The 25,536-nt window shown below is 68.8% G+C and carries 23 protein-coding genes; 8 read left to right on the top strand and 15 right to left on the bottom strand.

The features are described 5' to 3' along the window. Nucleotides 1-25: 25 nt before the first annotated feature. The 10 genes from ASJ79_RS01610 to ASJ79_RS01565 all read right to left on the bottom strand — a co-directional run bounded on the left by ASJ79_RS01610 (nt 26) and on the right by ASJ79_RS01565 (nt 12,771). On the bottom strand, nt 26-2,857 hold the full coding sequence (locus ASJ79_RS01610; RefSeq protein WP_067952607.1) for an FAD-binding and (Fe-S)-binding domain-containing protein: 2,832 nt from the start codon (nt 2,855-2,857) through the stop codon (nt 26-28). Nucleotides 2,858-2,861: 4 nt separating this feature from the next. Then, entirely contained in the window at nt 2,862-3,839 is a 978-nt protein-coding gene (locus ASJ79_RS01605) for a hydroxyacid dehydrogenase (RefSeq protein WP_067952557.1), read from the bottom strand. Continuing rightward, nucleotides 3,836-4,873, bottom strand: a complete 1,038-nt coding sequence (locus ASJ79_RS01600) for an Ldh family oxidoreductase (RefSeq protein ID WP_067952555.1) — start codon at nt 4,871-4,873, stop codon at nt 3,836-3,838. The genes ASJ79_RS01605 and ASJ79_RS01600 overlap by 4 nt, the downstream gene beginning before the upstream one ends. Before the next feature lie 38 nt (nt 4,874-4,911). Further along, entirely contained in the window at nt 4,912-5,688 is a 777-nt protein-coding gene (locus tag ASJ79_RS01595) for a fumarylacetoacetate hydrolase family protein (protein WP_067952553.1), read from the bottom strand. After that, nucleotides 5,685-7,382 carry a thiamine pyrophosphate-binding protein gene (locus tag ASJ79_RS01590; protein WP_067952551.1) on the bottom strand — a complete coding sequence of 566 codons (1,698 nt, stop codon included), beginning with the start codon at nt 7,380-7,382 and terminating at the stop codon, nt 5,685-5,687. Before ASJ79_RS01590 ends, ASJ79_RS01595 begins: the two co-directional genes overlap by 4 nt. Next, on the bottom strand, nt 7,382-8,905 hold the full coding sequence (locus tag ASJ79_RS01585; protein WP_067952549.1) for a tripartite tricarboxylate transporter permease: 1,524 nt from the start codon (nt 8,903-8,905) through the stop codon (nt 7,382-7,384). The genes ASJ79_RS01590 and ASJ79_RS01585 overlap by 1 nt, the downstream gene beginning before the upstream one ends. A gap of 1 nt (nt 8,906) precedes the next feature. After that, nucleotides 8,907-9,527, bottom strand: coding sequence for a tripartite tricarboxylate transporter TctB family protein (locus tag ASJ79_RS01580; RefSeq protein ID WP_067952547.1), 621 nt, complete (start codon nt 9,525-9,527; stop codon nt 8,907-8,909). A gap of 90 nt (nt 9,528-9,617) precedes the next feature. Continuing rightward, entirely contained in the window at nt 9,618-10,622 is a 1,005-nt protein-coding gene (locus ASJ79_RS01575; protein ID WP_067952544.1) for a tripartite tricarboxylate transporter substrate binding protein, read from the bottom strand. 164 nt (nt 10,623-10,786) lie between these two features. Further along, the gene (locus tag ASJ79_RS01570) at nt 10,787-11,953 is read right to left on the bottom strand and encodes an MFS transporter (protein WP_231750683.1); all 1,167 of its coding nucleotides are present in this window, start codon (nt 11,951-11,953) and stop codon (nt 10,787-10,789) included. Between the two features lie 77 nt (nt 11,954-12,030). Continuing rightward, complete coding sequence (locus tag ASJ79_RS01565; protein WP_067952540.1) at nt 12,031-12,771, bottom strand: GntR family transcriptional regulator; 741 nt, start codon at nt 12,769-12,771, stop codon at nt 12,031-12,033. 56 nt (nt 12,772-12,827) lie between these two features. Between ASJ79_RS01565 and ASJ79_RS01560 the strand changes: the two genes are divergently transcribed. Then, the gene (locus ASJ79_RS01560; RefSeq protein ID WP_067952538.1) at nt 12,828-14,267 is read left to right on the top strand and encodes an aldehyde dehydrogenase family protein; all 1,440 of its coding nucleotides are present in this window, start codon (nt 12,828-12,830) and stop codon (nt 14,265-14,267) included. 28 nt (nt 14,268-14,295) lie between these two features. Here the strand turns inward: ASJ79_RS01560 and ASJ79_RS01555 are convergent, their stop codons facing one another. Then, nucleotides 14,296-14,970, bottom strand: coding sequence for a GntR family transcriptional regulator (locus ASJ79_RS01555; protein ID WP_255374271.1), 675 nt, complete (start codon nt 14,968-14,970; stop codon nt 14,296-14,298). Nucleotides 14,971-15,169: 199 nt separating this feature from the next. Between ASJ79_RS01555 and ASJ79_RS01550 the strand changes: the two genes are divergently transcribed. The 4 genes from ASJ79_RS01550 (at nt 15,170) to ASJ79_RS01535 (ending at nt 19,796) form a co-directional block, all read left to right on the top strand. Then, the gene (locus ASJ79_RS01550) at nt 15,170-16,780 is read left to right on the top strand and encodes a GMC family oxidoreductase (RefSeq protein WP_067952533.1); all 1,611 of its coding nucleotides are present in this window, start codon (nt 15,170-15,172) and stop codon (nt 16,778-16,780) included. Between the two features lie 69 nt (nt 16,781-16,849). Beyond that, entirely contained in the window at nt 16,850-17,593 is a 744-nt protein-coding gene (locus tag ASJ79_RS01545; protein ID WP_067952530.1) for an SDR family NAD(P)-dependent oxidoreductase, read from the top strand. Further along, on the top strand, nt 17,590-18,939 hold the full coding sequence (locus ASJ79_RS01540; RefSeq protein WP_067952529.1) for a cytochrome P450: 1,350 nt from the start codon (nt 17,590-17,592) through the stop codon (nt 18,937-18,939). Before ASJ79_RS01545 ends, ASJ79_RS01540 begins: the two co-directional genes overlap by 4 nt. Further along, on the top strand, nt 18,936-19,796 hold the full coding sequence (locus tag ASJ79_RS01535) for an SDR family NAD(P)-dependent oxidoreductase (RefSeq protein ID WP_067952527.1): 861 nt from the start codon (nt 18,936-18,938) through the stop codon (nt 19,794-19,796). The genes ASJ79_RS01540 and ASJ79_RS01535 overlap by 4 nt, the downstream gene beginning before the upstream one ends. A gap of 2 nt (nt 19,797-19,798) precedes the next feature. Here the strand turns inward: ASJ79_RS01535 and ASJ79_RS01530 are convergent, their stop codons facing one another. Further along, nucleotides 19,799-20,470: a nitroreductase family protein gene (locus ASJ79_RS01530; RefSeq protein WP_156448242.1), complete on the bottom strand. Its 672-nt coding sequence runs from the start codon at nt 20,468-20,470 to the stop codon at nt 19,799-19,801. Nucleotides 20,471-20,563: 93 nt separating this feature from the next. Between ASJ79_RS01530 and ASJ79_RS01525 the strand changes: the two genes are divergently transcribed. Together ASJ79_RS01525 and ASJ79_RS01520 are read left to right on the top strand one after the other, a co-directional pair. After that, nucleotides 20,564-21,334 carry an SDR family NAD(P)-dependent oxidoreductase gene (locus ASJ79_RS01525; RefSeq protein ID WP_067952524.1) on the top strand — a complete coding sequence of 257 codons (771 nt, stop codon included), beginning with the start codon at nt 20,564-20,566 and terminating at the stop codon, nt 21,332-21,334. Between the two features lie 2 nt (nt 21,335-21,336). Next, a complete protein-coding gene (locus tag ASJ79_RS01520; protein ID WP_067952522.1) occupies nt 21,337-21,777 on the top strand; it encodes a VOC family protein in 441 nt (146 codons plus the stop codon). On the opposite strand, the gene ASJ79_RS01515 is transcribed toward ASJ79_RS01520, so the two are convergent. Beyond that, nucleotides 21,761-22,612 (bottom strand): TIGR03619 family F420-dependent LLM class oxidoreductase, encoded by an 852-nt coding sequence (locus ASJ79_RS01515; protein WP_067952520.1) that lies wholly within the window; start codon nt 22,610-22,612, stop codon nt 21,761-21,763. The two genes, ASJ79_RS01520 and ASJ79_RS01515, sit on opposite strands and share 17 nt — an antisense overlap. A gap of 43 nt (nt 22,613-22,655) precedes the next feature. Here ASJ79_RS01515 and ASJ79_RS01510 point away from each other — a divergent pair, with 43 nt between their 5' ends. Then, on the top strand, nt 22,656-23,837 hold the full coding sequence (locus ASJ79_RS01510; protein WP_067952517.1) for a cytochrome P450: 1,182 nt from the start codon (nt 22,656-22,658) through the stop codon (nt 23,835-23,837). 6 nt (nt 23,838-23,843) lie between these two features. Here ASJ79_RS01510 and ASJ79_RS01505 read toward each other — a convergent pair whose 3' ends face one another. Further along, on the bottom strand, nt 23,844-24,752 hold the full coding sequence (locus ASJ79_RS01505) for an MBL fold metallo-hydrolase (RefSeq protein WP_067952605.1): 909 nt from the start codon (nt 24,750-24,752) through the stop codon (nt 23,844-23,846). A 109-nt stretch (nt 24,753-24,861) separates the two neighbouring features. Further along, nucleotides 24,862-25,533, bottom strand: a complete 672-nt coding sequence (locus ASJ79_RS01500; RefSeq protein WP_082753613.1) for an SDR family NAD(P)-dependent oxidoreductase — start codon at nt 25,531-25,533, stop codon at nt 24,862-24,864. Between the last annotated feature and the right edge of the window lie 3 nt (nt 25,534-25,536).

Here is a 25,536-nt window from a genome sequence, read left to right as displayed (position 1 = left end):
CGAGCCCACGGCGGGGTTCGCGCCGCTAGGTCAACCGTTCGCTCAGCAACTCGACCAGGTGGCGTCCGCTGCGGCGGGCCAGGTGGGTCGCCTGCGTCCGGCAGGAGAACCCGTCGGCGAGGAACTCGGCCCCGGCCGACGCCCGCAGCGCAGGCAGCAGACCGTTCTCCGCGACCGCGACCGACACGTCGTAGTGCCCCTTCTCCATCCCGAAATTCCCCGCCAGTCCACAGCACCCGGCGATCGAGGTCACCGTCGCACCCGCCCGGGCCAGGAGCGCGCGGTCGGCCTCCCAGCCCATGACGGCGTGATGGTGACAGTGCGGCTGTGCCACGATCTCGACGCCGTCCAGGCGTGGGGTCTGCCAACCGGCGGGGTGCCGAATGTCCTTGGAGGTCAGGAACTCTGCGACGGTGTAGACCCGGCCGGCCAGTCGCGCGGCACGCGGATCGTCGGGCAGCAGCTCGGCCGCGTCGGAGCGCAGCACCGCGGTGCACGAGGGCTCCAACCCGACGACGGCGACGCCGGGGTCGGCCAGGAACGGCTCCAGCGCGTCCAGGCTCCTGCGCAACAACCGCCGCGCATGGTCGAGCTGGCCGGTGCTGATCCAGGTCAGCCCGCAGCACTGCTGTCGCCGGGTGAGTGCGACGTCGTATCCGGCGTGCTCGAGCACTCGGACGGCCGCGTGGGCGACGTCGGGGGAGAACCCGTTGGTGAACGTGTCCACCCAAAGCACCACCTGCGGGCGGGGATTACGTTGTGCGCGAACGTGTTTGCGGAACTCTCGGCGAAAGGTGCGGCGCGGCAGCGCGGGTACCTCGCGACGCGGATCGGCGCCCGCGACCCGTAGCCCGAGCCGTACCAGGCCGGGGAATCGCCGCGCTGTCTGGTTGACCGCCCACGGCGCCAACGCCGCCAGCCGCATCCAGGTGGGTAGCCAACCCAGGGTGTAGTGACTCATCGGGCGCCGCCTGCGACGGTAGCGGCGGTACAGGAACTCCGACTTGTAGGTGGCCATGTCCACCCCGGCGGGACAGTCCGTCGAACACGCCTTGCACGACAGGCACAGGTCCAGCGACTCCGCCACCTCCGGCGACCGCCATCCGTCCCGTACCAGGGAACCGTTGACCATCTCCTGGAGGACACGCGCGCGGCCCCGGGTGGTTTCCCGCTCGTCGCGGGTGGCCTGGTAGGACGGGCACATGAAGCCGCCCGTGGCCGCGTTGTCGGCGCGGCACTTCCCGACGCCGACGCACCGGTGCACCGCCGTCGACAGGTCGCCGCCGTCGCTGTGCAGCGCGAAGCCGAGGGTCGGTACCCGGCGCGCCTGGGGGAGCCGCAGTGCGTCGTCGACCTCCGGCGGGTCGACGACGATGCCGGGATTGAGCACGCCGTCGGGGTCGAAGACGGACTTGAACTCGCCGAACGCGCGCAGTGCCGCCGGGGAGTACATCCGGGACAGCAGCGCGCCGCGCGCGCGACCGTCGCCGTGCTCGCCGGACAGCGATCCGCCGTATCCGGCCACCAGGTCCGCGGCGTCTTCCAGGAACGCGCGGAATCGTCGGGGGGCGTCGGCGATCGGCAGGTCCAGCCGGGTGTGTATGCAGCCGTCCCCGACGTGGCCGTAGGACAGCCCCTGGACGCCGTGCTGTTGCTTGAGCTTCTCGAAATCGCGGAGGTAGGCGCCCAGCACCGGTGGCGGCACCGCGGCGTCTTCCCAGCCCGGCCAGGCGGGCTGGTTGTCCGGGGTGCGGCCGGCCAGGCCGACGCCGTCCTCGCGGACCCGCCACAACGCGCGGGCCTCCTCCGGCGCCGTCACGATGCGGCTGTCCACCGCGGTGGCCGCCCTGACGACGGCCTCGGCGGCGCTGCGCGCCTCGCCGGCGGTGTCACCGCTGGTCTCCACGAACAGCCAGGCGCCACCCCGGGGCAGGTCGGGGACAGGACGCTCACCGGCGTGCAGGCGGACCACGTCGACGAGGTAGGAGTCCATGCTCTCGATCGCCAGCGGCCGAATCGGGAGCAGCGCCGTCACGTCGTCGGCCGCCGACGGCATGTCCGGATATCCGAGAACGGTCAGCATGGTGACGGCCGGTACGTCGACGAGCTTCACCGTGGCCTCGACGAGGAGTCCGCAACTGCCTTCGGTGCCCGAAAGGGACTGGGCCAGTTGGCGTCCCGATTCGGGCAGCAGCCGCTGCAGGGCGTAACCCGACACCTGCCTGCCGAACCGTCCGAACTCGGTGCGGATCACCGCGAGGTGGCGGCGGGTGAAGTCCTCCAGCTCGGGGTAGTCGGCGAAGCCGCTGGAGACGTCGACGAGGCGGCCGTGACCGTCGACCATGCGCAGTGACTGCACGTTGTCGCTGGTCCGGCCCCAGCTGACGGCACGCGGCCCGCAGGCGTCGTTGCCGATCATCCCGCCGAGGGTGGCGCGCGCCTGCGTCGACGGGTCGGGTCCGAATCGCAGCCCGGCGGGACCGGCGGCGCGTTGCAGGGTGGTCAGCACGACACCGGGTTGCACCCGGGCGGTCTTGTGCACCGGATCGACGTCGAGGATCCGGCCGAGGTGCCGGCTGAAGTCCAGTACCCAGCCGGGTCCGATCGCGTTACCGGCCACCGACGTTCCGCCGCCGCGGGCCGTGACGGCGATCCCGAGCCGGCGCGCCTCCTGCACGATCGCGAGGACGTCGTCGACGTCGGCCGGGAACAGCACCGCCGACGGCACCACCCGGTAGTTCGACGCGTCCGAGGAGTACTCGGCCCGGCGGCGCGTGTCGACGTCCACCTCGCCGCGGATCGCGGTGCGCAGCCGGGTGGCCGCCTCGCGGAGGTCGCGGTGGTCGATATCGGTCACAGTGTCATCCTGCACGCGATAGCAAGCCCTCGTTCAGCGCGCCGTCGATGGACGGGTTGCGGAGCAGTTCCAGCACCTGGCGCACCGCCCGCTCGCCCTGGATCTCGGTGGCCTCGTGCGTCCGGCCGGCCCGGTGCGGGGACAGCACGACGTTGGGCAACGAGAACAGCGGGTGGTCCGCCGGTGGGGGTTCGCTCTCGAAGACGTCGACCGCGGCCCCGCCGATCCGTCCGGCCCGCAGCGCCTCGCAGAGTGCCTGCTCGTCGACCACGCCACCCCGGGCGACGTTGACCAGGATGGCGTGGTCGCGCATCGCGGCGAGTTCGGCCCGGCCGATCATGCCGTGGTTCGCGTCGGTGCGGGGCACGTGCAGGCTGACGACGTCGCACTGCGCCATCAGGTCGGTCAGGCCGGGCGTGGGCTCGGCGCCACGGCCCCGAATCCACTCCGCGCTGCGCGTCGGGTGATAGGCGGCCACCGACATGCCGAGGCCGTGGTGGGCGATGCGGCCCACTTCCTGCCCGATCGCGCCGAGACCGACGATGCCCCAGCGCTTCCCGTGCAGTTCGCGGCCCGGATCCTGATTGCGGGTGGCGAACCCGCCCTGGCGCACAGTGGTGTCCCAGCGCGGAATCTGCCGTGCCACGGCCAGCGCGAGCCCGATGGTCATCTCGGCGACGGTGTGCACGTTGCCGCCCGAGGTGTTGTACACCGGCACCCCTGCCGCGGCCGCGGCCGCCAGGTCGATGCCGTCGACCCCGATCCCGACGCGTTGGACGAACCGCAGCCGGGGGGCGTTGGCGAACAGCGACGCGTCGAGTTTGTCGGCCCGGACGATGAGCACCTCGACGCGCGCCTGGTGATCGGACAGTTCCTGCGCGTCGGGCCCGTAGCCGCGCACGACCTCGACATGCTCGGCGAGCAGTGTCAGCGAGTCCTCGTCGATCGGCTGAGTGACGAAAACCGTTGGTCGACCTGTCATTTCGCGGCGACGACTTCCTCGGACAGGGCTACCAGATCGGCCCAGGTGTTGTCGCTGAGCGAGATGCCCGATTCGCGGCGTTGGGCGCCCAGACGCTGTTCGATCTCGCCGGGGAAGAGGATCTCGTCGAATCCCTCCGCCAGCGGAGTGTCCTTCAGGTAGGCGATGAACTCACCCATCATGCCCTCGAAGCGGCCCCGGTCCTGGAGGCGCTCGATGTCGAAGACCGACAGGAAGATGCCGTCGTTGTGCCTGCCGAGCGGATCGATACCGAAGCCGAGGCCGGTGAGCAGTCCGCAGAACATCTCGACGATGAACGACAGCCCGTAACCCTTGTGCCCCTGGTCGCCGCCCACCGGCAGGATCGTGCCGCCGTCATAGTAGTCGAGCGGGTTGGTGGTCGGCTTGCCCTCCTTGTCGAGGATCCAGCCCTCCGGGATGTCCAGTCCGCGGTCGCGGGCCACGTGGATCTTGCCGGCGGCCACCGCGGAGGTCGCCATGTCCAGCACCACGGGTCCCTGGTCCCCGGCAGGTGCGGCGAAGCAGATCGGGTTGGTGCCCAGCCGCGACTCCCGCCCACCGAACGGGGTGACGAACTTCGGTCCGAGCCCGGAGTCGGCCATGATCATGGCGATCATGCCCTGCTCGGCCGCCATCGCGGCGTACGCACCGAGCCGTCCGACGTGCCCCTGATGACGGACGGCGGCCATCGCGACACCGGCGTCCTTGGCCTTGGCGATGGTCTCGGTCATCGCCCGCTCGGTGACGACGAAACCGAAGCCCCAGTTCCCGTTCACCACAGTCGATGTCGGGCCGGACTTCTCCACCTCGTAGGGCGCGCCGGGGACGATGTGGCCCTTGTCGATGAGTTCGACGTACTTGCGGGTGCGGATCGCGCCGTGGGACTCGTGTCCCACCAGGTTGGCCTCGACCTGGTGTTTGGCGACGATCTGGGCCTCCTCCAGCGGTGCCCCCTTGGCGGTGTAGATCTTGACGAGCATGTCGCGCAGGGTGGATTCGGACACGGTGGGCATGGTTGCCTTCTTTCTGTTGAGGTCGTCGAAGGTGGAGGTCAGGACCGGTCGGAGGCGACGACGCCGTTGGTCAGCGTCCCGATTCCGTCGATCTCGATGTCGATCCGGTCGCCCGGGCCGATGGGCGCGGTGCCGCCCGGCGAACCGGTGATCACGAGGTCACCGGGCAGCAGTGTCGCGAAACCGGTGAGGTACTCGATGAGGAAGGGGATCCCGTAGGTCATGTCCGAGGTCGACCCGTCCTGACGCAGCGTGCCGTTCACGCTGCAGCGCAGCCGAACCCCACTGATCGGGTCCAGGTCGGTCTCGATCCACGGGCCGACCGGACAGAAGGTGTCGAACCCCTTGCCCCGGGTCGGATGGGGGTCGCCGCGTTGCAGGTTGCGCGCGCTGACGTCGTTGGCGCAGGTGTAGCCGAGGATGTAGTCCAGGGCGTCGTCCGCGCTGACGAACCGGGCGGGCTTGCCGATGACGACGGCCAGTTCGGCTTCGTGTTCGACGTGCGTGCTCATACTCGGCGGTGGCAGGACGATGTCCTCGCCGGGCCCGATCACGGTGGTGGGGCCCTTCATGAAGACCGACGGCGCACCGTCGTGCGCGTAACCCATTTCGGTGCGGTGCGCCGCATAGTTCTTGCCGAGGCAGAAGATCTTCGACGGGGTGACGGGGGCCAGCAGGCGAACCTCGTCCAGCGGCAGGGTTTTCCCGGTCGGCGTCACGCCGTCGTAGGGGTTGCCGTCCACGAGTTCGACGGAGTCGCCGTCCACGACGCCCCAACGGGGGGTGTCGGCGACGGCGATGCGGGCGTATCTCATCGGGTGCTCCTGTCTTGTGCGGCGGCGCGCATGCCGGACAGCCGGGCGTCGGGCGTCGACTGTTCGGGATCGGTGACCAACTCCAGCAGCGCCGGCCGCCCGCAACTGCGGGCGCGACCGAAAGCGGCTGTGAACTGGTCGGTTTCGGTGACACGTTCGGCCCACAGGCCGAACGATTCGGCGTAGGCGACGAAGTCGGGGTTGGTCAGGCCGGTGTTGATGACGCGGCCCGGATAACGCATCTCCTGATGCATCCGGATGGTGCCGAGGTGACCGTTGTTGACCACGATGACGATCACGGGCAGGTCATACCGCGCGACCGTGGCGAGTTCCTGACCGTTCATCAGCATGCAGCCGTCACCGGCGTACGCGATGGCCAGCCGCTGCCGGTCCTGCACCGCGGCCGCGATGGCCGCGGGCAGCCCGTACCCCATCGCGCCGTTGGTGGGGCCCAGCTGCGTCGGGTGCTGGGCGTGCCGGTGGAACCGGTGCAGCCACGCGGTGTAATTGCCTGCACCGTTGGTGATCACGGTGTCGGCGGGCACGCTGTCGGAGACCACGCGCACCGCCTCGGCCAGGTTCAGGCCGACGGATTCGCCGGACGGCTCGGACAACCTCAGGTAGTCGCGGCGGGAGTCCTCGTACCACTGGGTCCAGCGGGGCTGCGGTACCGGTGGGAGTTCGAGCAGCCGGGGCACCAGGTTCCGCGGATCGGCGTTGATCCCGAGCTCGGGCGTGTAGACGCGGCCCAGCTCGTCGGCATCGGGGTGGACATGGACCAGCGGTACGCCGGGGTCGGGCACGCCGAGCAGGGTGTAGCCGGCGGTTGTCATCTCGCCGAGCCGGCCGCCGAGCGCGATGATCAGGTCGGCCTCGCGCACCCGGGCCGTCAGGTGTTTACCCAGACCGGCGCCGAGGGCACCGGCGAAGGCCGGCGAGTTGTTGTCGACCAGGTCCTGGCGGCGGAATGTCGTCATCGCCGGGACCTGCCAGGTCTCGGCGAACCGCACGAGGTTGTGCGCGGTGTCCTGATCCCAGCAGCTGCCCCCGGCGATGAGCAGCGGCCGCTGCGCGGCCGCCAGAAGCTCGGCCAGGCGGGCGATCTGCTCGTTCGACGCGTGCGCCCGGTGCGCCACCGCGGCCTTGCCGTCGGCGACGGTCACCTGGTCTTCGAGCATGTCCTCCGGCAGGGCGATCACCACCGGGCCGGGCCTGCCGGAGATCGCCGTGGTGAAGGCGCGGTGCATGATCTCGGGGATGCGCGCGGCGTCGTCGATCTGCACGGCCCACTTGGCCAGGCCGCTGAACACCTGGACGTAGTCGAGTTCCTGAAAACCCTCGCGGCCCATGGCCGGCCGGGCGACCTGACCGACGAGCAGGATCATCGGTGTCGAGTCCTGGAACGCGGTGTGCACGCCGATGCTGGCGTTGGTGGCGCCGGGGCCTCGAGTCACCAGGCAGACGCCGGGACGTCCGGTGAGCTTGCCGGTCGCCTCCGCCATGAACGCGGCGCCGCCTTCCTGGCGGCAGGAGTACAGCTGGATCTGCGGGTGCTCGTAGAGCGCGTCGGTGACCGCGAGATAGCTCTCTCCGGCGACGGCGAAGATCGTGTCGGTGCCGTTCAGCGCGAGCTGGTCGACCAGTACCTGTGCGCCGGTGCGTGACACCGTCCCCGGTGTCGTCGCGGATCTCATCAGTGCACAACCTCTTTCTTGTCGACAGCGGATCGGGCGCGTAGGACGTTCTTCATCGGGGCGAAGAGCAGGGCAACGGCCGCGAGGACGAGGATGACGATCGCGGTGGGGCTCGACACGAACACCGACCAGTCACCCTGTGACGTGGTGAGCCCGCGGCCCCACTGTTCCTCCATCAGCGGGCCGAGCACCAGGCCGAGGATCGCGGGGGCCAGTGGTACATCGCAGATTCGGAGCAGCAACCCGAGCGCGCCGAAGATGATCATCAGGATCAGGTCGGTGGTGTTACGGGACAGGCTGAACACCCCGACGGTGGAGATGACGAGGATCATCGGTGACAGCAGTGCGACCGGGACGCTGAGCAACTTCACCCATACGCGGATCAGCGGCACGTTGAGCAGGAGCAACAGGAAGTTGCCCACCAACAGGCTGGCCACGATCGCCCAGACGAAGTTCGCGTTGTCGCGCAACATGAGTGGGCCGGTGGTGACGCCGAAGCCCTGCAGCGCGCCGAGCATGACCGCGGTGGCGGCGGTGGGCGGGATGCCGAGCGTGAGCAGCGGAACCAGGGAGCCCTGGGCCGCGGCGTTGTTGGCGGCCTCGGGTCCGGCCAGGCCCTCGATCATGCCTTCGCCGCGGCCGAACTTCTCGGGTGTCTTGGAGACGTTGCGCTCGACACCGTAGGACAGATACGAGGCGACGGTCGCCCCTGCGCCGGGCAGGATTCCGACGAAGAAGCCCAGCCCGGAGCCGCGCAGCCATGCCGGCAGCGAGCGACGCCACTCTTCCTTGGTCATGTACAGCTTGCCCATGGTGCCGTTGACGCGCGCCCGGGACGCGTAGCGCATGGTTCCGACCACGAACAGGACCTCGACGATGGCGAACATGCCGATGGTGACGAGTTCGAAGTCGATTCCGTTGTAGATGGCCAGGATTCCGAAGGTGAACCGATTGGTGCCGCTGACGGCGTGGATCCCGACCGTGCCGACGGCCAGGCCGAGCAGCGCGGCGAACGCCGCCTTGAGCGGCTTGCCGCCCAGCATGCTGGTGGTGGAGAGCGCCAGCAGCGCGAACGCGAAATACTCTGCGGGACCGAAGGTCAGAGCGAACCCGACGAGCGGCTCGGCGACGAGCGTCAGCCCGAAGGTCGCGAGCACACCGGCGACGAAGGAGCCGACGGCCGAGGTGAGCAGCGCGGCTCCACCGCGCCCGGCCCTGGTCATTCGGTAGCCGTCCATGACCGTCACCACCGATGAGGATTCACCGGGGGTGCTCAGCAGGATCGAGGTCGTCGACCCGCCGTACATGGCGCCCAGGAAGATGGCGCAGAACATGATGATCGCGGCCAGCGGGTCGCCCAGGGCGAACACGATCGGCAACAACAGCGACATGGTGACGGCGGGGCCCAGACCCGGCAGGACGCCGACGGCGGTGCCGATCGCGGCGCCGAGAAGCGCATACAGCAGATACTCCGGTTGGAACACCGTGCCGAATGCGCCGAAGAGCTGAAGCAGTGCGTCCATGTCACAGAACTCCCGAGAGCAGTCCGGCGGGAAGCTGGACGCCGAGCAGGTAGGTGAACAGGTAATAGACCACGCCGGCGAAGATCGCCGACACGATCACGTTGCGGACCAGGTGCCGCGGGGCGAGGTAGGTGGACAACCCGGCCAGGAAGAGCAGCGTGGACAGCGCGAAGCCCAGATGGGGGAACACGGCGATGTAGACGACCAGCGCTCCCAGCGTCACCCAGGCGTCACGCCAGCACGTGATCCGTTCGCGGTCGTCGTCTTTGTCCTCAGCCACGGTGGTGCCGTTGCGCCGGGCCAGCCGTTGCCTGACCAGCTTCAGCACCTGCAGCGCCGCGAGGAGGACCGACACCACCACCATGGCGACGGCGATCGCCGTCGGGAAGCCGCGCGGCGACACCAGCAGTTCGCGGTTGGGAAGCTCCACGGTCCTGGCCTGCCACAGGTAGAACAGCGCGAAGGCGGGGAACACCACGATGATCGACACGTGCCGAATCCAGGTGGCGACATGCCCCAACGGGGGTAGCTCGTAATCCGGTTCCTGGTGGGGCTCAGTCGTTCCGGCGGCGAACACCGGCTGTGGGCCGCTGTCGGACGGGTTGGATGGTTCGGGAGGCACGTCGTCCTCACTTCCTCCGGGTCATCGAAAAACGTTCCAGCAGAGGCGGCGCGGGGAAAACCCCGCGCCGCCCCTGTTGTTCGGGCAGCGTCAGTTCTGGATCAGACCGAGTTCGGTGAGCGAATCCGTCAGGCTCTGCTGCTCGTTCTCCAGAAAGTCCTGGAACTCGGCGGGGTCCAATCCGGTGATGTCCCAGGAGTTCTGATCGGCGACGGCCTGCCACTCCGGTGTCGTCGACATCGCCTTGAACGTGTCGCCCCAGTACTTCTGGGCGTACTCCGGCATCTCCGGCGGGCCGAACGCGCCGCGCCAGTTGGACTGGGTCACGTCGTACCCGAGCTCGGTCATCGTCGGCACGTCCTTCACCCGCTCGGCGGTCAGGCGCTCCGGAGCGCTGACGGCGAGCACGCGGGCGTCTCCGCTCTCGACGAGGTCCAGCAGGTCGGGTCCGCCGAAGGCGACGTCGATCTGCCCGCCGAGCAGGTTGGTCTGGTTCTCACCGCCTTCGAGCGGGAGGTAGGCCAGTGCGGAGAACGGCACGTCGACCGACTTCGCGAGATTGGCGACCACGATGTTGTCGGCGCTGCCGAGCGAGGCCCCGCCGATCTTCACGGCGCCGGGATTCGCCTCGATCGCGTCGACCACGTCGCTGAGCTGGGTGAACGGGGAGTCCTGGCGCACGTACACGTAGGTGTACTCGGCGAACAGACCTGCCAGCGGAACCATGTTGAGCAGACCCACGTTCGCCGAATCCTGAAGGCTGGCAGACAGATTGCTGACGCTCGTCACGAGCAGCTGGTCGTCGGCGCCGCTGTGGTCGGAGGCCAGCGTTCCGGTGGCGACCATGCCGGAACCGCCGGGCATGTTGTTGAGCCGCAGCTGGGCGTCGGTGAGCCCGGTCTCGCCGAGCACCGCGATGATGCTGTTGATCGCGAGGTCGATGCCGCCGCCGGGGTTGAACGGCGAGTTGATCGTGATCTGGCCCGTGGGGTAGTCGTCCGGGGCGGCTCCGTCGGCGCCGCCGCCACCACCGCACGCGGTCAGCGTCAGCGTCGCCGTCAGGGCGAGGCCGCCGAGGATGTTGCGCTTCTTCACGGGCACTCCTTTGTGTGTCTCCATTGACTTCCGGCCTAGCGTGCTACCGCATGATGAGTAGCACGCTACTTGGTAGCATGTTACTCACTTCACATGTTGTGTCAATACGGTGCCCGGCCGAAATTGACGCACGCGCGGGACGGTGGGCGGGGCTACCCGTGCGGCTACCCGTGCCGTCTCGAGGCCGCGTAGGTGGCGGCCGCGACGATCGCGCCGAGCAGCGCGAAACCGCCGCCGATACCGACGACGGCGGTCGTCGCGGCGATGAAGGCGGGCACGCCCACCTGCCCGGCCTTGTTGCCCAGCATCCGTATCGCCAGTGCGGCGCCCCGGGACGTCGCGGGCACCGCCGTCGTGATCAGGGTCATCGTCAGTGGCTGGCCGAGGCCCAGGAAGAACCCGAGCACGACGAGCAGGCCACCCAGCGCCCAGGGGTTCGACACGAACGCGATGGCGGGGACCAGCACGGCGGTCACCAGCGTGCTGGCGGTGATGAGGCGGCGGCGGGAGAAGCGCCGCGCGAGTCGTCCGAGCAACACTCTCGAACCCACCGAGGCGGCGGCGCGCAGGCTCAGCAGAATGCCGACGACACCGGCTCCGATGCCGGCGCGCTCGCCGATCACCGGAAGGTAGGCGACGAGCAGGTCGACGGTGGCCAGCAGGACCATGCTCGCGGTCATCGCCCCCGGGACGCCGGGAATCCGCAGGATACTCATGGTTTCCCGCCACTGCGGCGGAGGGGCGTCCGGCGCCGGCCGCCGGTGGTCGGGAAAGCCGAACGTGAACGCGGACGCCAGCACGCACAGGACGGCGCCGCAGGCGAAGGCGGTGAGTGTGCCTGTCGGTCCCCGCTCGCCGGTGAGGATCCACCCGGTGCCCAGCGGGCCGATCATCTGCCCGATCGCGGCGGCGGCGGTGGTCAGTCCGAAGTCGCGGTCGAGGGTGTCTTCGGTCGACATCAGCGCGACTATGGACTGCGCACCCACCATGATCGTCATCGCGCCGAGCCCGAGCACGACCGTGGCGGCGGCGACGGTGGCGAGCGACGGCGCGACGGCCAGTCCGGCCGATCCGATGCCGAGCAGTCCGGTGCCGGCGATGAACACCGGCCCCGGCCGGTGCCGGTCGGTGTAGCGCCCGATCGGCACGGCGAGCAGGGCGGGCAGGAAGGCGTAGATCGCGACCAGCAGGCCCACGTAGACGTCGTCCGCGCCGAGTTCGAGCGCCCGGTAGGTCAGTGCCGGGCGGACCAGGAACGCCGCGACCTGGGTGAGGGTCATGGCGATGAGCAGGCGCCACAGCCATCTCGGTAGCGGGGCAGCGGACCGCATCTTCACTGTCGGCAAGCTAGCATGCCACTGGCCGGCCAGCGGCAGGTCGGTGCGGCAGTATGCTGCCGCCGCGGCGACTAGCGCGCGTCGGTTGTTTCCGGGCGGTTGTCGAGCAGGGACGGCAACAGGAAGTCCGGCCAGTTCTGCGGCAGGGTGTCGCCGGTGCGCTCGGCGACCTCGCTCATGATCACGCAGCCGCTGTGCACCAGGTGCCGGGTCATGGCGCGCGCCGCGGCGAGTGAATCGCCGGCGACGATCGCCTTCACGATCGGTTGGTGGTCCGAGTAGATCTCGCGGAGGCGCGACGTCCTGCCCATCGTGGTGACACCCATCGACTGGGTGGCCGCGCGCAGACCGGCCAACTCCTGCCGCACCCGCGAGTTGTCCATCGTCGCGATGATCTCGTCGTGGAACTCGCGGTCCAAGCGGGTGAACGCCGCCCCGTCCTCGGCGGCGATCACGGGGGGCATCTGCATCAGGTTCTCCACCAGCCGCTCCACCACGGACGGGCTAGCATGCTGCGCGGCGTAGGACGCCGAGGTCGTCTCCAGGACGAGGCGGAACTCGAAGACCGCCCGCACGTCGTCGACGCTCAGGCCGCGGATGCGGAATCCGCGGTTGCGCTCGATCACCACCATGCCGGTATCCGCCAGCCGCAACACCGCCTCGCGTACCGGAGTCCGTGACACCTGGTATTTCTCGGCGAACTCGTAGATGGAGTGCAGGCTGCCCTGCTGGAGTTCGCCGGACAGGATCGCACCGCGGAGCTTCCGGAATACGACATCGGAGGTCGACGTGTGATCGGCCCGGGGCGGCATGCGTTCACCGTAACTCAACGCGGAGTGGCGTGTTAGTAACATGCTACGTTCGGGGCATGAGCATGCAGACGAGTTACGTGGGTGGCCACTGGGTGACCGATGGCGGCGGCCCGGAGGTGCGCGACATCAGCCCCTCGGACCACGCAGACACCGTCGCAGTCGTTCAACAGGCGACACCGGCGGCGGTCGATGACGCCGTCACCGAGGCGCGCAGGGCGCAGCCGGGGTGGGCACGCACGTCACCGCAGCGCCGTGCCGATCTTCTCGAGGGAGTGGCCGCCCGGATCGCGGCCTCGGCCGATGAACTCGCAGAACTGCTGGCGCGCGAGGAGGGCAAGACCCTCGCCGAGGCGCGGGCGGAAGTCGTGCGGGCGTCCCAGATCTTCCGGTTCTTCAGCGGCGAGGCGTTGCGGATCACCGGAGAGCGGCAGGCCTCGACCCGCGAGGGGGTCAGTGTCACGCTGCACCGCGAGCCGATCGGTGTCGTCGGCATCATCACGCCCTGGAACTTCCCGATCGCCATTCCGGCCTGGAAGTCAGCGCCCGCGCTGGCCTTCGGGAACACCGTCGTGCTCAAGCCCGCCGAGGTGGTGCCTGCCACCGCCATCGCACTCGCCCGCATCATCGACGAAACCGGTTTCCCGCCAGGAGTTTTCAATTTGGTGCTGGGTCGCGGCTCGACGGTGGGGGAAGCCATCGTGACCCACGAGGGAATCGATGCCGTCACGTTCACCGGCTCGGAGAATGTGGGACGCCATATCGCCGCTGCCGGGGCGCAACGCATGATCCCGGTGCAGCTGGAGATGGGCGGCAAGAACCCGCTGCTGGTCGTCGCCGACGCCGATCTGCCGTCGGCGGTCGAGGTCGCCGTCAACGGAGCCTTCTACCAGACCGGCCAACGCTGCACCGCGTCCAGTCGAATCCTGGTCGAGAGCTCCGTGCACGATCAGTTCGTCGAGATGATGAAGGCGCGCATGGCGGAGCTACGCGTCGGGCACGCCCTGGACCCGGACACGACGATCGGGCCGGTCGTCGACGAGAACCAGCTCCAGACCGACGAGCACTACCTCGGCCTCGCCCGGTCGGCCGGTGGTGTCGTGCACGGCGGTGAACGCGTCGAGCGGGCCACCAGCGGAAACTTCCTGGCCCCGGCGTTGATCACCGGCCTGGACAACAACGCCACGGTCAACCGGGAAGAGATCTTCGGCCCGGTGGCCGGGGTGATCGCGGTCGACGACTACGAGCAGGGGCTGGCCCTGGCCAACGACACCGACTTCGGCCTGGTCGCCGGGATCTGCACGACGTCGCTGAAGTACGCCGAGCACTTCCAGGCCCATGCCGACGCCGGCATGGTGATGGTGAACCTGCCGACCGCGGGTGTCGACCCACACGTGGCGTTCGGTGGCCGCAAGCGGTCCAGCTACGGTCCCCGTGAACAGGGCAGCGTCGCGCGGGAGTTCTTCACGCACACCAAAACCGCGTACGTCCAGCCCTGACCGCCCGGCGCGGCGGACCGCCGCGCCGTCAGGGCTGACTGCCGCCCACCCGGACGTGATCGTGAAACCGGCGCTGCCAACCGAAAACCGCTGAGTCACCGACGATGCGTTCCTGGATGCGCATCCCGGACCGCACCAGGTGTTCCTCCATCGCGGCGGCGGCGGCGGACGGGTCGCGGCGCTCGATCGCCTCGACGATCGGCCGATGCTCGCGTTCGATCTCGGCCAGCGACCTGCTGGGCCCGACCTCCGAGAACCAGCGCAGCTTAGTCGCATCACGCAGTTCGGCCAGGGTGGCCGACATGCGTGGGTTGCCCATCACCTCCATGATCGCCTCGTGCATGCAGCTGTCGGTCAGCGCAGCCTCGGCGCCGCTGTCCGCGGCCTCGCGCATCGCGACGAGTTCGTCGCGCAGGCGGGCGAGCACCGACGCGTCGGCATGGGAAGCGGCGTATGACGCGGCGGGGACCTCGATGATGATGCGGTACTCGAAGATCTCGCGGATGTCGCGGAGGGTGGCTCGCCGGATCGTGAACCCGCGGTTGCGCTCGACGGACACCAGGCCGGCATCGGCGAGGCGGAGCACCGCCTCCCGCACGGGCGTCCGGGACACCCCGAGGTCCTCGGCGACGCGGTAGACCGAATGCTGCGAGCCGGGCGGATAGTCGCCGGACATGATGGCTGCCCGAATGTGTGCGTACACACGGTCGGTCGTGGTTTCAGGCACGGTCACGCGGCGATCACCGAATAGCTCCTCTTGGCGAATGTCCGACCAGCTTAGACCTCGTACTCCGCGCGCCGTGTCGAAAGAGTTCGGGGCGCCCGGCAATTCGACCTCCTCCGTGGGAAACCGGGGTACTATACAGACGTACAGCACAGCTCGACGAGAGGCCGGGGCCGCCGTGACGCGTTATGACTACATCATCGCAGGGGCCGGCTCGGCGGGGTGCGTGCTGGCGAACCGGTTGTCCGCCGACCCGAAGATCAGCGTGCTGCTGCTGGAGGCCGGCGGCGGGGACCGGAACCTGTGGTTGCACATCCCCAAGGGTGCCGGCAAGCTCTTCGAGAGCGAGCGCCACATGTGGCACTACGAGACCACCCCGTTCGGTCCGAAACCGCACGTCGAGCAGTGGATGCGCGGCAAGGTGCTGGGCGGCTCCAGCGCGATCAACGGGATGATCTACAACCGCGGCCAGCGCGCCGACTACGACGGCCTCGAACAGCTCGGCAACAAGGGCTGGGGCTGGGACGACATGCTGCCGATCTTCAAAGGCTTCGAGAACAACGAGCTGGGTGCGTCCGACACCCGCGGCACCGGCGGGCCCCTGCACATCTCGGTGCCGCGGGACCCCGATCCGCTGTGCGACGAGATGATCGACGCTGCCGTCGGCATCGGGCTGTGGCGGGTGTCCGACATCAACGAGTCCGACGGTGAGCGGATAGGCTACGCGACCTCGACCATCCGCAACGGCCGCCGGGTCAGCGCCGCCACCGCTTTCCTCAAGCCCGCACTGCGCCGCCCGAACCTGACCGTGCGGACCGGCGCGGTGGTCCGGCGCGTGCTGTTCGACGGTGAGCGCGCCGTCGGGGTCGAGGTGGCGGGGGCAACCGGGCCGTCGGGTACCGAACAGCTGCGGGCCGACCGCGAGGTCATCGTGTCGCTCGGCAGCCTCAACTCGCCGAGGCTGCTGCAGCTCTCCGGGATCGGACCGCGCGACGTACTGGCCGCCGCCGGTGTGCCGACCTACCTGGAGCGGGACAACGTCGGACGCCGGATGCGCGAACATCGCTGCGCCACCCTGCGATACCGGCTGAAAGACGACCTGGGCTACAACAAGATGCTGGCCACCAATGTCGGCCAGGCGATGACCGGCATGAAGTACCTGGCCACCCGCAAGGGTCCGTTGGCCGCACCGTCTTTCGACATCGTCGGCTTCGTCAAAGCCCAGCCCGGCGCCGAACGTCCCGATGGGCAGATCATGATGGGGCCCTGGACGCTGCCGCCGTACAACACCGGCGAACCGGTGGTCATCGAACGCGAACCAGGTCTGTCCTGCCTCGGCATGGTGCTGCGCCCGACCTCGCAGGGCGTTGTCGAGATCACCAGCGCCGATCCGGCAGGGCCGCTGCGGATCACCCCGAACTATCTGACGACCGCCCATGATCGCGAGGCGACGGCGAACCTGTTGCGCCGGATGCGGTCCGTCTTCGAACAGTCACTGATTACCGAGCGGATCAGCCACGAGACCTATCCCGGACCGCAGGTGCGCAGCGACGAGGAACTCGTCGACGCCGCGCTCGACGGCGGCTACTGCGGTTATCACGCGGTCGGCACGTGCGCGATGGGACCCGATGACGAGGACGTCGTCGACAGTCAGTTGCGGGTCAGGGGAGTCGAAGGCCTGCGGGTGGTGGACTGCTCGGTGATGCCGACCATCGTGGCCGGGAACCTCAACGGACCCATCATGGCGATGGCCTGGCGCGCAGCGGATTTCATTCTGCAGGGGCGCTGAACTTCGTCAACTGTTGGTCCGAGCATAGAGCGTGTGCTATACATCCGTACAGCGACGTGAGGAGCCTTGGTGAGTCGAGTGGCGGTGGTGACCGGTGGCGCTTCCGGGCTGGGCGAGGCGATCTGTGCCGGCCTGGTCGCCGATGGCCACAGGGTGGCCGTGCTGGATCTCGACGCCGACGCGGCCGAGGAGGTCGCGGCCGAACTTCGTGGCCGCGGAGCGCAGGCCGTCGCCGTCGCGGTCGATGTGGCCGACGAGGCCGGGGTCGAGCGCGCATTCGCCACAGTGCGAACCGAATTCGGCCCCACGGAAATTCTGGTGACCAGCGCCGCGATCGGGGGCTTCACCCGCCTGGACAAGATCACCCTCGACGAATGGAACCGATACCTCGCGGTCAATCTCACCGGCACGTTCTTGACCATCCGCGCCGCACAGTCCGACATGGTCGCTGCGGGGTGGGGCCGCGTGGTGACGATCTCGTCGGCCGCAGGACAGCAGGGCGCGCCCCGGCAGGCCCACTACTCGGCCACCAAGGGCGGCGTGATCGCGTTGACCAAGACCGTGGCGCGCGACTACGCCCGGCACGGGATCACCGCGAACTCGGTGCCGCCGTTCGCGATCGAGACGCCGATGCTTCGTCAGCAGCAGGCCGAAGGCAAGCTGCCGCCGGACGAGTATCTGACCCAGGCCATCCCGGTCGGACGGGTCGGCGGGCCAGGGGATGTGGCCGCCGTGTGTTCCTTCCTGTGCTCGGATGCCGCCGGGTACGTGACGGGCCAGGTCATCGGTGTGAACGGCGGTGCGGTCGTATGAGCGACGAGCCCGAGACCCGCTACCACTTCGACCGGCACAGCCGCGACTACCGGAACAAGTTCCTCGACATCACCCATGAGATGCACCAGAGGTGCCCACTGGCGTGGACCGACACCTACGACGGGCACTGGGTGGCCGCGGGCGGCGACGCGGTGTTCGAGCTGGCGCGCTGTCCGCACGTGTCCAACGACCACGATGTCAACAACGAACGCCGCGGCTACAAGGGCATCTCGATCCCGCGGATGGTGGAGGCCGAAGGCTTCCGCGGCGGCATGCTCGAGATGGACGACCCGGAGCACCGGTACTACCGCACCACGCTCAACCCGTACCTGTCGCCGGCGGCGGTGAAGCGCTGGGAACCGTTCGTCGACGAGATCGTGCGTGCCTGCTTGGACGACCACATCGACACGGGGCAAATCGATTTCGTCGACGACCTTGCCAACGTGGTTCCCGCCGTGCTGACGCTGGCGATGCTCGGGGTGCCGCTGGCGAAGTGGGAGATGTACAACGAGCCCGCGCACGCATCGGTCTATACGCCGCCGGACTCACCGGACGCCGAGCGGGTGCGGGAACTGTACCTGGCGATGGGTGTCGACCTGTTCACCTCCCTGATCGAGATCAGGGAACACCCGCGCCCGGGCATCATCGACGCGCTGGCGAAGCTGCGGATCGACGGTGAGGCCCCGCCCGACATCGAGCTCGTCGGCATGCTGAACCTGTTGATCGGAGGCGGGTTCGACACCACCACCGCGTTGACGGCGCACGCGCTGGAATGGCTGTCCGAGCATCCCGACGAGCGGGCACGGCTCAGCGCCGGACGCGACACGCTGCTGAACCCGGCGACCGAGGAGTTCCTCCGGTACTTCACCCCTGCCCCCGGCGACGCCCGCACCATCGCCGAGGACATCAAACTCGACGGTGTCGAACTGCGCGAAGGGCAGCGACTGTGGCTGTCCTGGGCGATGGCCAATCGGGACCCGGCCGTCTTCAGCGACCCGGATCAGATCGTGCTGGATCGGAAGGGCAACCGACACTTCAGCTTCGGTCTCGGCATCCACCGCTGCATCGGATCGAACGTGGCGCGTACCGTGTTCAAATCCATGCTGACCGCGGTGCTCGACCGCATGCCGGACTACCACTGCCTGCCGGAAGGGACCGTGCACTACGACAGCATCGGCGTCATCCAGGGCATGCGGCACCTGCCGGCCGAGTTCACCCCGGGAACGCGCCTGGGCCCCGGCGTGGCCGAAACCATCACCAAGCTCCAGAAGATCTGCGACGACCAGGGATTGGCGCGTCCGATCACCGAACTCAAGGACGCCGCACGCATCGAGGGGACGGTGTGACGGGCGATCGCCCGGTCGCCGTGGTGACCGGAGCAAGCCGTGGGGCGGGTGCGGGGATCGCGCATGCGCTCGGGATGCACGGTTGCACCGTCTACGTGACGGGACGCACCGTCGACGGCGGCGGAACGCGGGCCGGCACCATCGGCGAGACGGCCGAGAAGGTCACCGCCGCCGGCGGTGAAGGCATCGCGGTGCAGGTCGACCACCACGACGACCAACAGGTCGCGGCGTTCGTCGATCAGGTCGCCCGCGACCACGGCCGCATCGACATCCTGGTGAACAACGCCGCGATCATCCGCGACGAGATGATGGGGCGCACCAAGTTCTGGGAAGAGCCACTCAACGTCATCGACACCCTCGACGTCGGGTTGCGCAGCAGCTATGTCGCCACGGTGTACGCCGCGCCGCTGATGGTGCCGAACCGCAAAGGACTGGTGGTCTTCACGTCGTCCTCCGGCGCGGTGCACTACGCCTTCGGTCCCGCCTACGGCGTCCCGAAAGCCGCAGTCGACAAGATGGCGGCGGACATGGCCTACGACTTCCGCGACGTCGGCATCGCCGCGGTGTCGATCTGGATGGGATCGCTGCTCACCGACCGGGTCCGCGCGATCATCGCGAGCAACCCGGTGAAATTCGGCCACATCCTCGACACCGCCGAGACGCCCGAGCTGACCGGCCATGTCATCTGGGCGCTGTATCGCGATCCGGACGTCATGGCGGTCAGCGGGCAGACCCTGATCGGTGCGGAACTGGCCTTCCAGTACGGCATCAAGGACGAAGGCAACCGTCAACCGCCCTCCTACCGTGATCTTTTCGGGGTGCGCCCGAATCAGCAACAGGCCCATGTGATGCGCTGAGGTCACTTGCCCCGGGGGCGGGCGCCGCGGCCGTAGGTGATGTCGGCGCGAGCGGGGTCCCAGCGGTTGCGGAACACCACGTCCGGCAGCGGACGGCGCCGCACCGGACCGTGGCGTCCACGTGGCCAGCCCACCACCACATGCCCGGCCAGGAACCACTCGTCGGGGATCCCGACAGCATCGCGCAGGGCCTTCTCCCCGCCGTAGGAGGCCCAGCTGGTGATGCACGCGCCGAGCCCCTGCGCGCGCGCCGCCAGGTAGAAGTTCTGCAGTGCCGGATAGATGGAGCCGCCCTGCAGGAACTCCGAGGAGAACTCGTTCTTGTACGCGGCGAACAGCACCGAGGTGAACTCACCGGCGCGGTCGTGCAACTCGTAGGTGGCACGGTTGTTGCGGGCGGCGCGGCTGTCGTCGTCGGGCGCGGGCCGGGTCATGCCGTAGATGGATTCGATTGACTCCAGCGCGATCCTGGCCGCCTGCGCAACCGCCGCCCGCTGTTCGGGGCCGTCGAGCACGATGAACCGCCACAACTGCGCGTTGGCGCCGTTCGGCGCCCAGGTGGCCGCCTGCAGGCAGCGGTCCAGCGTCGCGTCGTCGACCGGGTCGTCGGTGAACCGCCGGATCGAACGGGCGGTGGACAGCACTTCCCAGACATCGTCGGTCGGATGCGGCATGTCCATTGGTGTACTCGACCGACGCCGGGGTGTCCAGCACCACGGATGCTGTACAGCCGTACTGCACGACGCCCGACTGATGGGAGTGATGCTGTGAGCGACAGGTTTTCGATGGAGGGCAAGGTCGCGGTCATCACCGGCGGCGGCACCGGTATCGGGCGGGCCTCGGCGTTGGTGCTGGCCGAGCACGGCGCCGACGTGGTGCTGGCCGGACGACGTGAGGAACCGCTGAAGGCGACGGCCGCCGAGGTGGAGGCGCTGGGACGGCGCGCCATCGCGGTCTCGACCGACGTGACCGGCTCCGACGAATGTCAGGCGTTGGTCGATGCGGCGCTCGCCGAGTTCGGCCGGCTCGACGTGCTGCTGAACAACGCGGGCGGCGGCGAGACGAAGTCGCTGATGAAGTGGACCGACGACGAGTGGCACCACGTGTTGGATCTGAACCTGTCCAGCGCCTGGTACCTGTCGCGGGCCGCCGCCAAACCGATGATCGCCCAAGGCAAGGGCGCGATCGTGAACATCTCGTCCGGCGCCAGCCTGCTGGCCATGCCGCAGGCGGCGGCCTACGGCGCCGCCAAGGCAGGCCTGAACAATCTGACCGGGTCGATGGCCGCGGCCTGGACGCGAAAAGGCGTGCGGGTCAACTGCATCGCCTGCGGCGCCATCCGCACCCCCGGATTGGAGGCCGACGCGCAACGGCAGGGTTTCGACATCGACATGATCGGCCAGACCAACGGGTCGGGCCGCATCGCCGAACCCGACGAGATCGGCTACGGCGTGCTGTTCTTCGCCTCCGACGCATCGAGCTACTGCTCCGGGCAGACGCTCTACATGCACGGCGGCCCCGGCCCGGCGGGGGTGTGAGCATGGACGTCAGCCACATCGGTGTCCGGGTGCGTGATCTGGACGCGTCCGTGAAGTTCTACACCGCGCTCGGATTCACCGAGGCGAAGCGCCTGACCGTGCCCGACCAGATGGCCGAGGGCCTGCTGGGCTTGTCGCCACCCATCGGATTCGAGGCCGTGTATCTGCGCAACGGCGGCGTCGTGTTGCAGCTGCTGACGTTCTCCGGCTATCCGGCACCCGACGAACCGGAGCGCGGGATGGTCGGGGCCGGGTTGACGCATCTGTCCGTCGCCGTGGCCGATCTCGCCGCGGCGCAGGATGCGGTGACGGCCGCCGGGGGAGCGGTCGTCGCCGACCCCGGCGGCGGATTCGCCTGTATGGTGCGCGATCCCGACGGTCAGTTGATCGAGTTGGTCAACGAGCGGGTACGGCCGGTCCCCCCGGTCAACGAAGCTCGGTGACCATCGCCGCATACCGGTCCAGGAACGGCAATGTGGTCGAGGGGTCATCGCCGTCACGCCGGCCGCCGCCGATCACCACCCGGTTGACTCCGAGGTCGCGGTAGCGGCTGAGGCGGTTCTGCGACGGGTCTCCCCATGCCATCACCGTCAGGTCCAGCTTCGCCGGGTCACGTCCGGCGTCCTCGGCCCGCCTTCTGAAATCCTGCACCGCCGCGGGCAGATCCCGGTACGCGGCGTCGCCGGGCAGCCACCCATCGGCCCATGGAAGGCAGTCGCCGATCGCCTTCGGGCCGGTGGCGGCGGCGAGGAGCGGTGGGCCGGGCTGCTGCTGTGGTTTGGGATGGCTCCACACCGGCTCGAACGCGTAGAACTCACCGTGGTGCGACGCCTCGTCCTGGGTCCACAGCGCCCGCAGCGCTGTGACCATGTCGGCCAGCGCGCGGTAGCGGTCGGCCCAGGCGATCGAGCTCGACACCGCGAGCTCGGCACGCACCCCGACGCCGACGCCCAGCAGCACCCGGCCGTCACCGAACTGGTCGAGCGTCGCGACCTGCTTTGCGAACGTGAACAATTCGTGCTCCAAAGGCAACGCGACCGCGGTGCCCAACCGCAGCGTGGAGGTGCTCTGCGCCGCGGCGAGCAGGGACAGCAGCGGATCCCAGATCCGCTGCTGTGCATGCAGTAGCGCCGGCGGCATCGAACCTGCGGCCGACACCGGGATCTGCGGGTGCTCACCGACCCGCAGTGATTCGAACCCCCGTTGCTCCAGCTCTGCTGCCAGCACATCCGGACGGAGATCTGCCGGGGTGTTCATGCTGACGAATCCGATGTCCATCGACTCTCCCTCGAAGCGGCGCGACTGCTGTACGATCGTATAGGTGAGCGAGCTGTACTACGACCCCTACAACGTCGAGATCGATGTCGACCCGTACCCGGTGTACAAACGGCTGCGTGACGAGGCGCCGCTGTACCACAACGAGAAGTTCGGCTTCTGGGCGCTGAGCCGCTTCGCAGACGTCGACTCCGCGCTCAAGGACGTCGACAATCTCAGCAACGCCAAAGGAGACATCCTCGAGGTCGTCAAGGCCGAGCCCACGATGCCGGACGGGGTGTTCATCAACGAGGATCCGCCCGTGCACACCGTGCACCGACTGCTGGTGTCGCGCGCGTTCACCCCGCGCAAGATGAAAGCCATCGAGGAACAGGTTCGAGCGTTCTGTGCGGCGTGCCTGGACCCGCTGCAGGGTGGTGATCGCTTCGACTTCACCCTGGACCTGGGTTCGGAGATGCCGATGCGGGTGATCGGCATGCTGGTCGGAATGCCTGAGGCGTTGCAGCGCAGCGTCCGCAAGGTGGCCGGCGCGCGGTTGCGCAACAAGCCGGGCGAACCGCTGCCGGTAAAGAAGGACAACTACTTCAACGGCAACATGTTTCGTGACTACGTCGCATGGCGCAAGGACAATCCGGCCGACGATCTCGTCACCGAACTGCTCAACGTCGAGTTCGAGGACGTCGACGGTGAGAAGCGGAAGCTGCGTGAGGAGGAACTGCTGGTGTTCCTCGGCGTGATCGCCAACGCCGGCACCGAGACCGTGGGCCGGCTGTTCGGCTGGCTCGGCAAGATGCTCGCCGACCACCCGGACGCACGCCACGAACTCGCAGAAGATCCGTCGTTGATCCCGTCGGCGATCGAGGAGATCCTGCGTATGGAGCCCCCGGTGCACAACATCGCCCGGTACGTCGCCAAAGATGTGGAGTACCACGGTCAGACGGTGCCGGCCGGCAGTGCGCTGCTGCTGATGGCGGGCGCGGCGAACCGGGATGAGCGCAGGTTCGCCGACCCCGACGTGTTCGACATCCGCCGCAACCCCAACCATCTGACCTTCGGCCGCGGCGCCCACTTCTGCCTCGGCACGTCCCTGGCCCGCATCGAGGGCCGGATCGCGCTCGAGGAGATCCTCAAGCGCTGGCCCGACTGGACGATCGACGAGCAGAACGCAGTCCGAGCCCCGACGGCGACCGTGCGGGGCTGGGACTCCATGCCTGCTTTCGTCGGCTGAAGCGGGTCAGTAGTCCCAGACGGCTGGCACGCAACGGAACGCATCCCCGGCGGTGGCCACGTGGCAGACAGACGGGAACGGCAGGTGGGTGGCCACCAGCGACTCGCCGGTCGCCGCCAGTTCCCGCAGCAGCTGGACCCGGACGCGGGCGGTCTCGCCGGGGTCGTGATCGAAACCGTTGTGCCACTGCGGGTTGTCGAATCCCGGCGCGAACACTGCATCGCCCGCGAAGGTCAGACCCTCGCCGCGCGAGGCCAGCCGGACCATGCTGTGCCCGGGAGTGTGACCTCCCGTGCGGCTGATCAGCACGCCGGGCGCCACCTCGTGCTCGCTCTCGAAGGCCTGCAGCCGGCCGTGATACTCGTCGAGGAACCGCGAGGCGACGGACCGGAGCACGTCGGGCACCGGCTGCGGCATGCAGGTTCGGGAGAAATCGGGTGACGTCCAGAATTCCGCCTCGCGGGCCGCCAGATGCACCCGCAGATCCGGACGTAACCGGGCCTTGAGCCCGTCGGTGAGCAAGCCTCCGACATGGTCCATGTGCAGATGGGTGAGCACCACGTCGGTCACGGACGCGAGATCGACGCCTGCGGCCTCCAGTCGCGCCGCCGTCTGCCCGGCCCTCGGGAAGTCGGGAAACTCCACCCCGAGTCCGGCGTCGACGAGGATCGTCCGGTCGCCGCTGCGCACCACCACCACGTTCAGCGGCCAGTTGACCACGTCGGGAGGCAGGAACATGCCGTCCAGCCAGCCCGCCAGCTCGGCCGAATCGGCGTTGGTGGCCAACGTCGAGGCGGTGATGGGCAATACCCCGTCACTGATCACCATCACGTCGATGTCGCCGATCTGCAACGCATAACGCGACGGAACCAACTCGCCGTACCTACCGGTCCAGGTGGTGTCGACCACGCTCATGTTCTTCTCCTTCACAACGGACGGGATTGCCTGACGTCCCCCAGAACACCGGGTAGTGGCGAGACTCATCCGCCGGCCCGGTTCAGATGGCGGCTCCGCCGGCCCCGGTTCAGATGGCGGCTCCGCCGCCGTCGACATGCAGGGTGGTCCCCGTGACGAAGCTGGCCCGCGGCGACGCCAGGAACAGCACGGCGTGTGCGATCTCCTGCGGCTCGGCGACGCGTCCGAGCGGCAGGGCGCGCCCCAACTCGTCGTTGATGTCGCCCCATTCGGCCTGCACGCCTTCGGTTCTCGTCGGGCCCGGTGCGACTGCGTTGACGCGGACGCCGTGACGGCCGAATTCGACAGCCCACGTGCGGGTCAGCGATTCCAGCGCCGCCTTCGACGCGCTGTAAACCGATGCGGCGGCCACCCCCTTGACCGCCACCATCGACGTGACGTTGACGATGCTGCCACGTCTGCGGTCGAGCATGCCTGCGACGAGACCGGCGGTCAGGAAGTATGACCCGCGCACATTCGTGTCGAAGGTGCGGGCGAACGACGCGGCGTCCTGATCGAGTGTCATCGCTCCGGGAAAACTGGCCGCGTTGTTGACGAGCACATCGACCTCGCCGGCCCGCTGCACCAGCGATTCCACCGACGCCCGATCGGTCATGTCGGCGCCGATGAAGCGGAGCCGGTCGTGGGACGCGGCGGCGGCCGCGCCGCGACCGGCATCGCGGCCCGTGATGCGCACCTCGGACACCCCTGAGAGCGGCTGGTCGGATGCGACGGTGTTGATGGC

The organism is Mycobacterium sp. NAZ190054, assembly GCF_001545925.1.
Taxonomy (GTDB): Bacteria; Actinomycetota; Actinomycetes; order Mycobacteriales; family Mycobacteriaceae; genus Mycobacterium.
The sequence above is the reverse complement of the archived record's forward strand: the minus strand, read 5'-3'. Positions and strand labels throughout refer to the sequence as shown.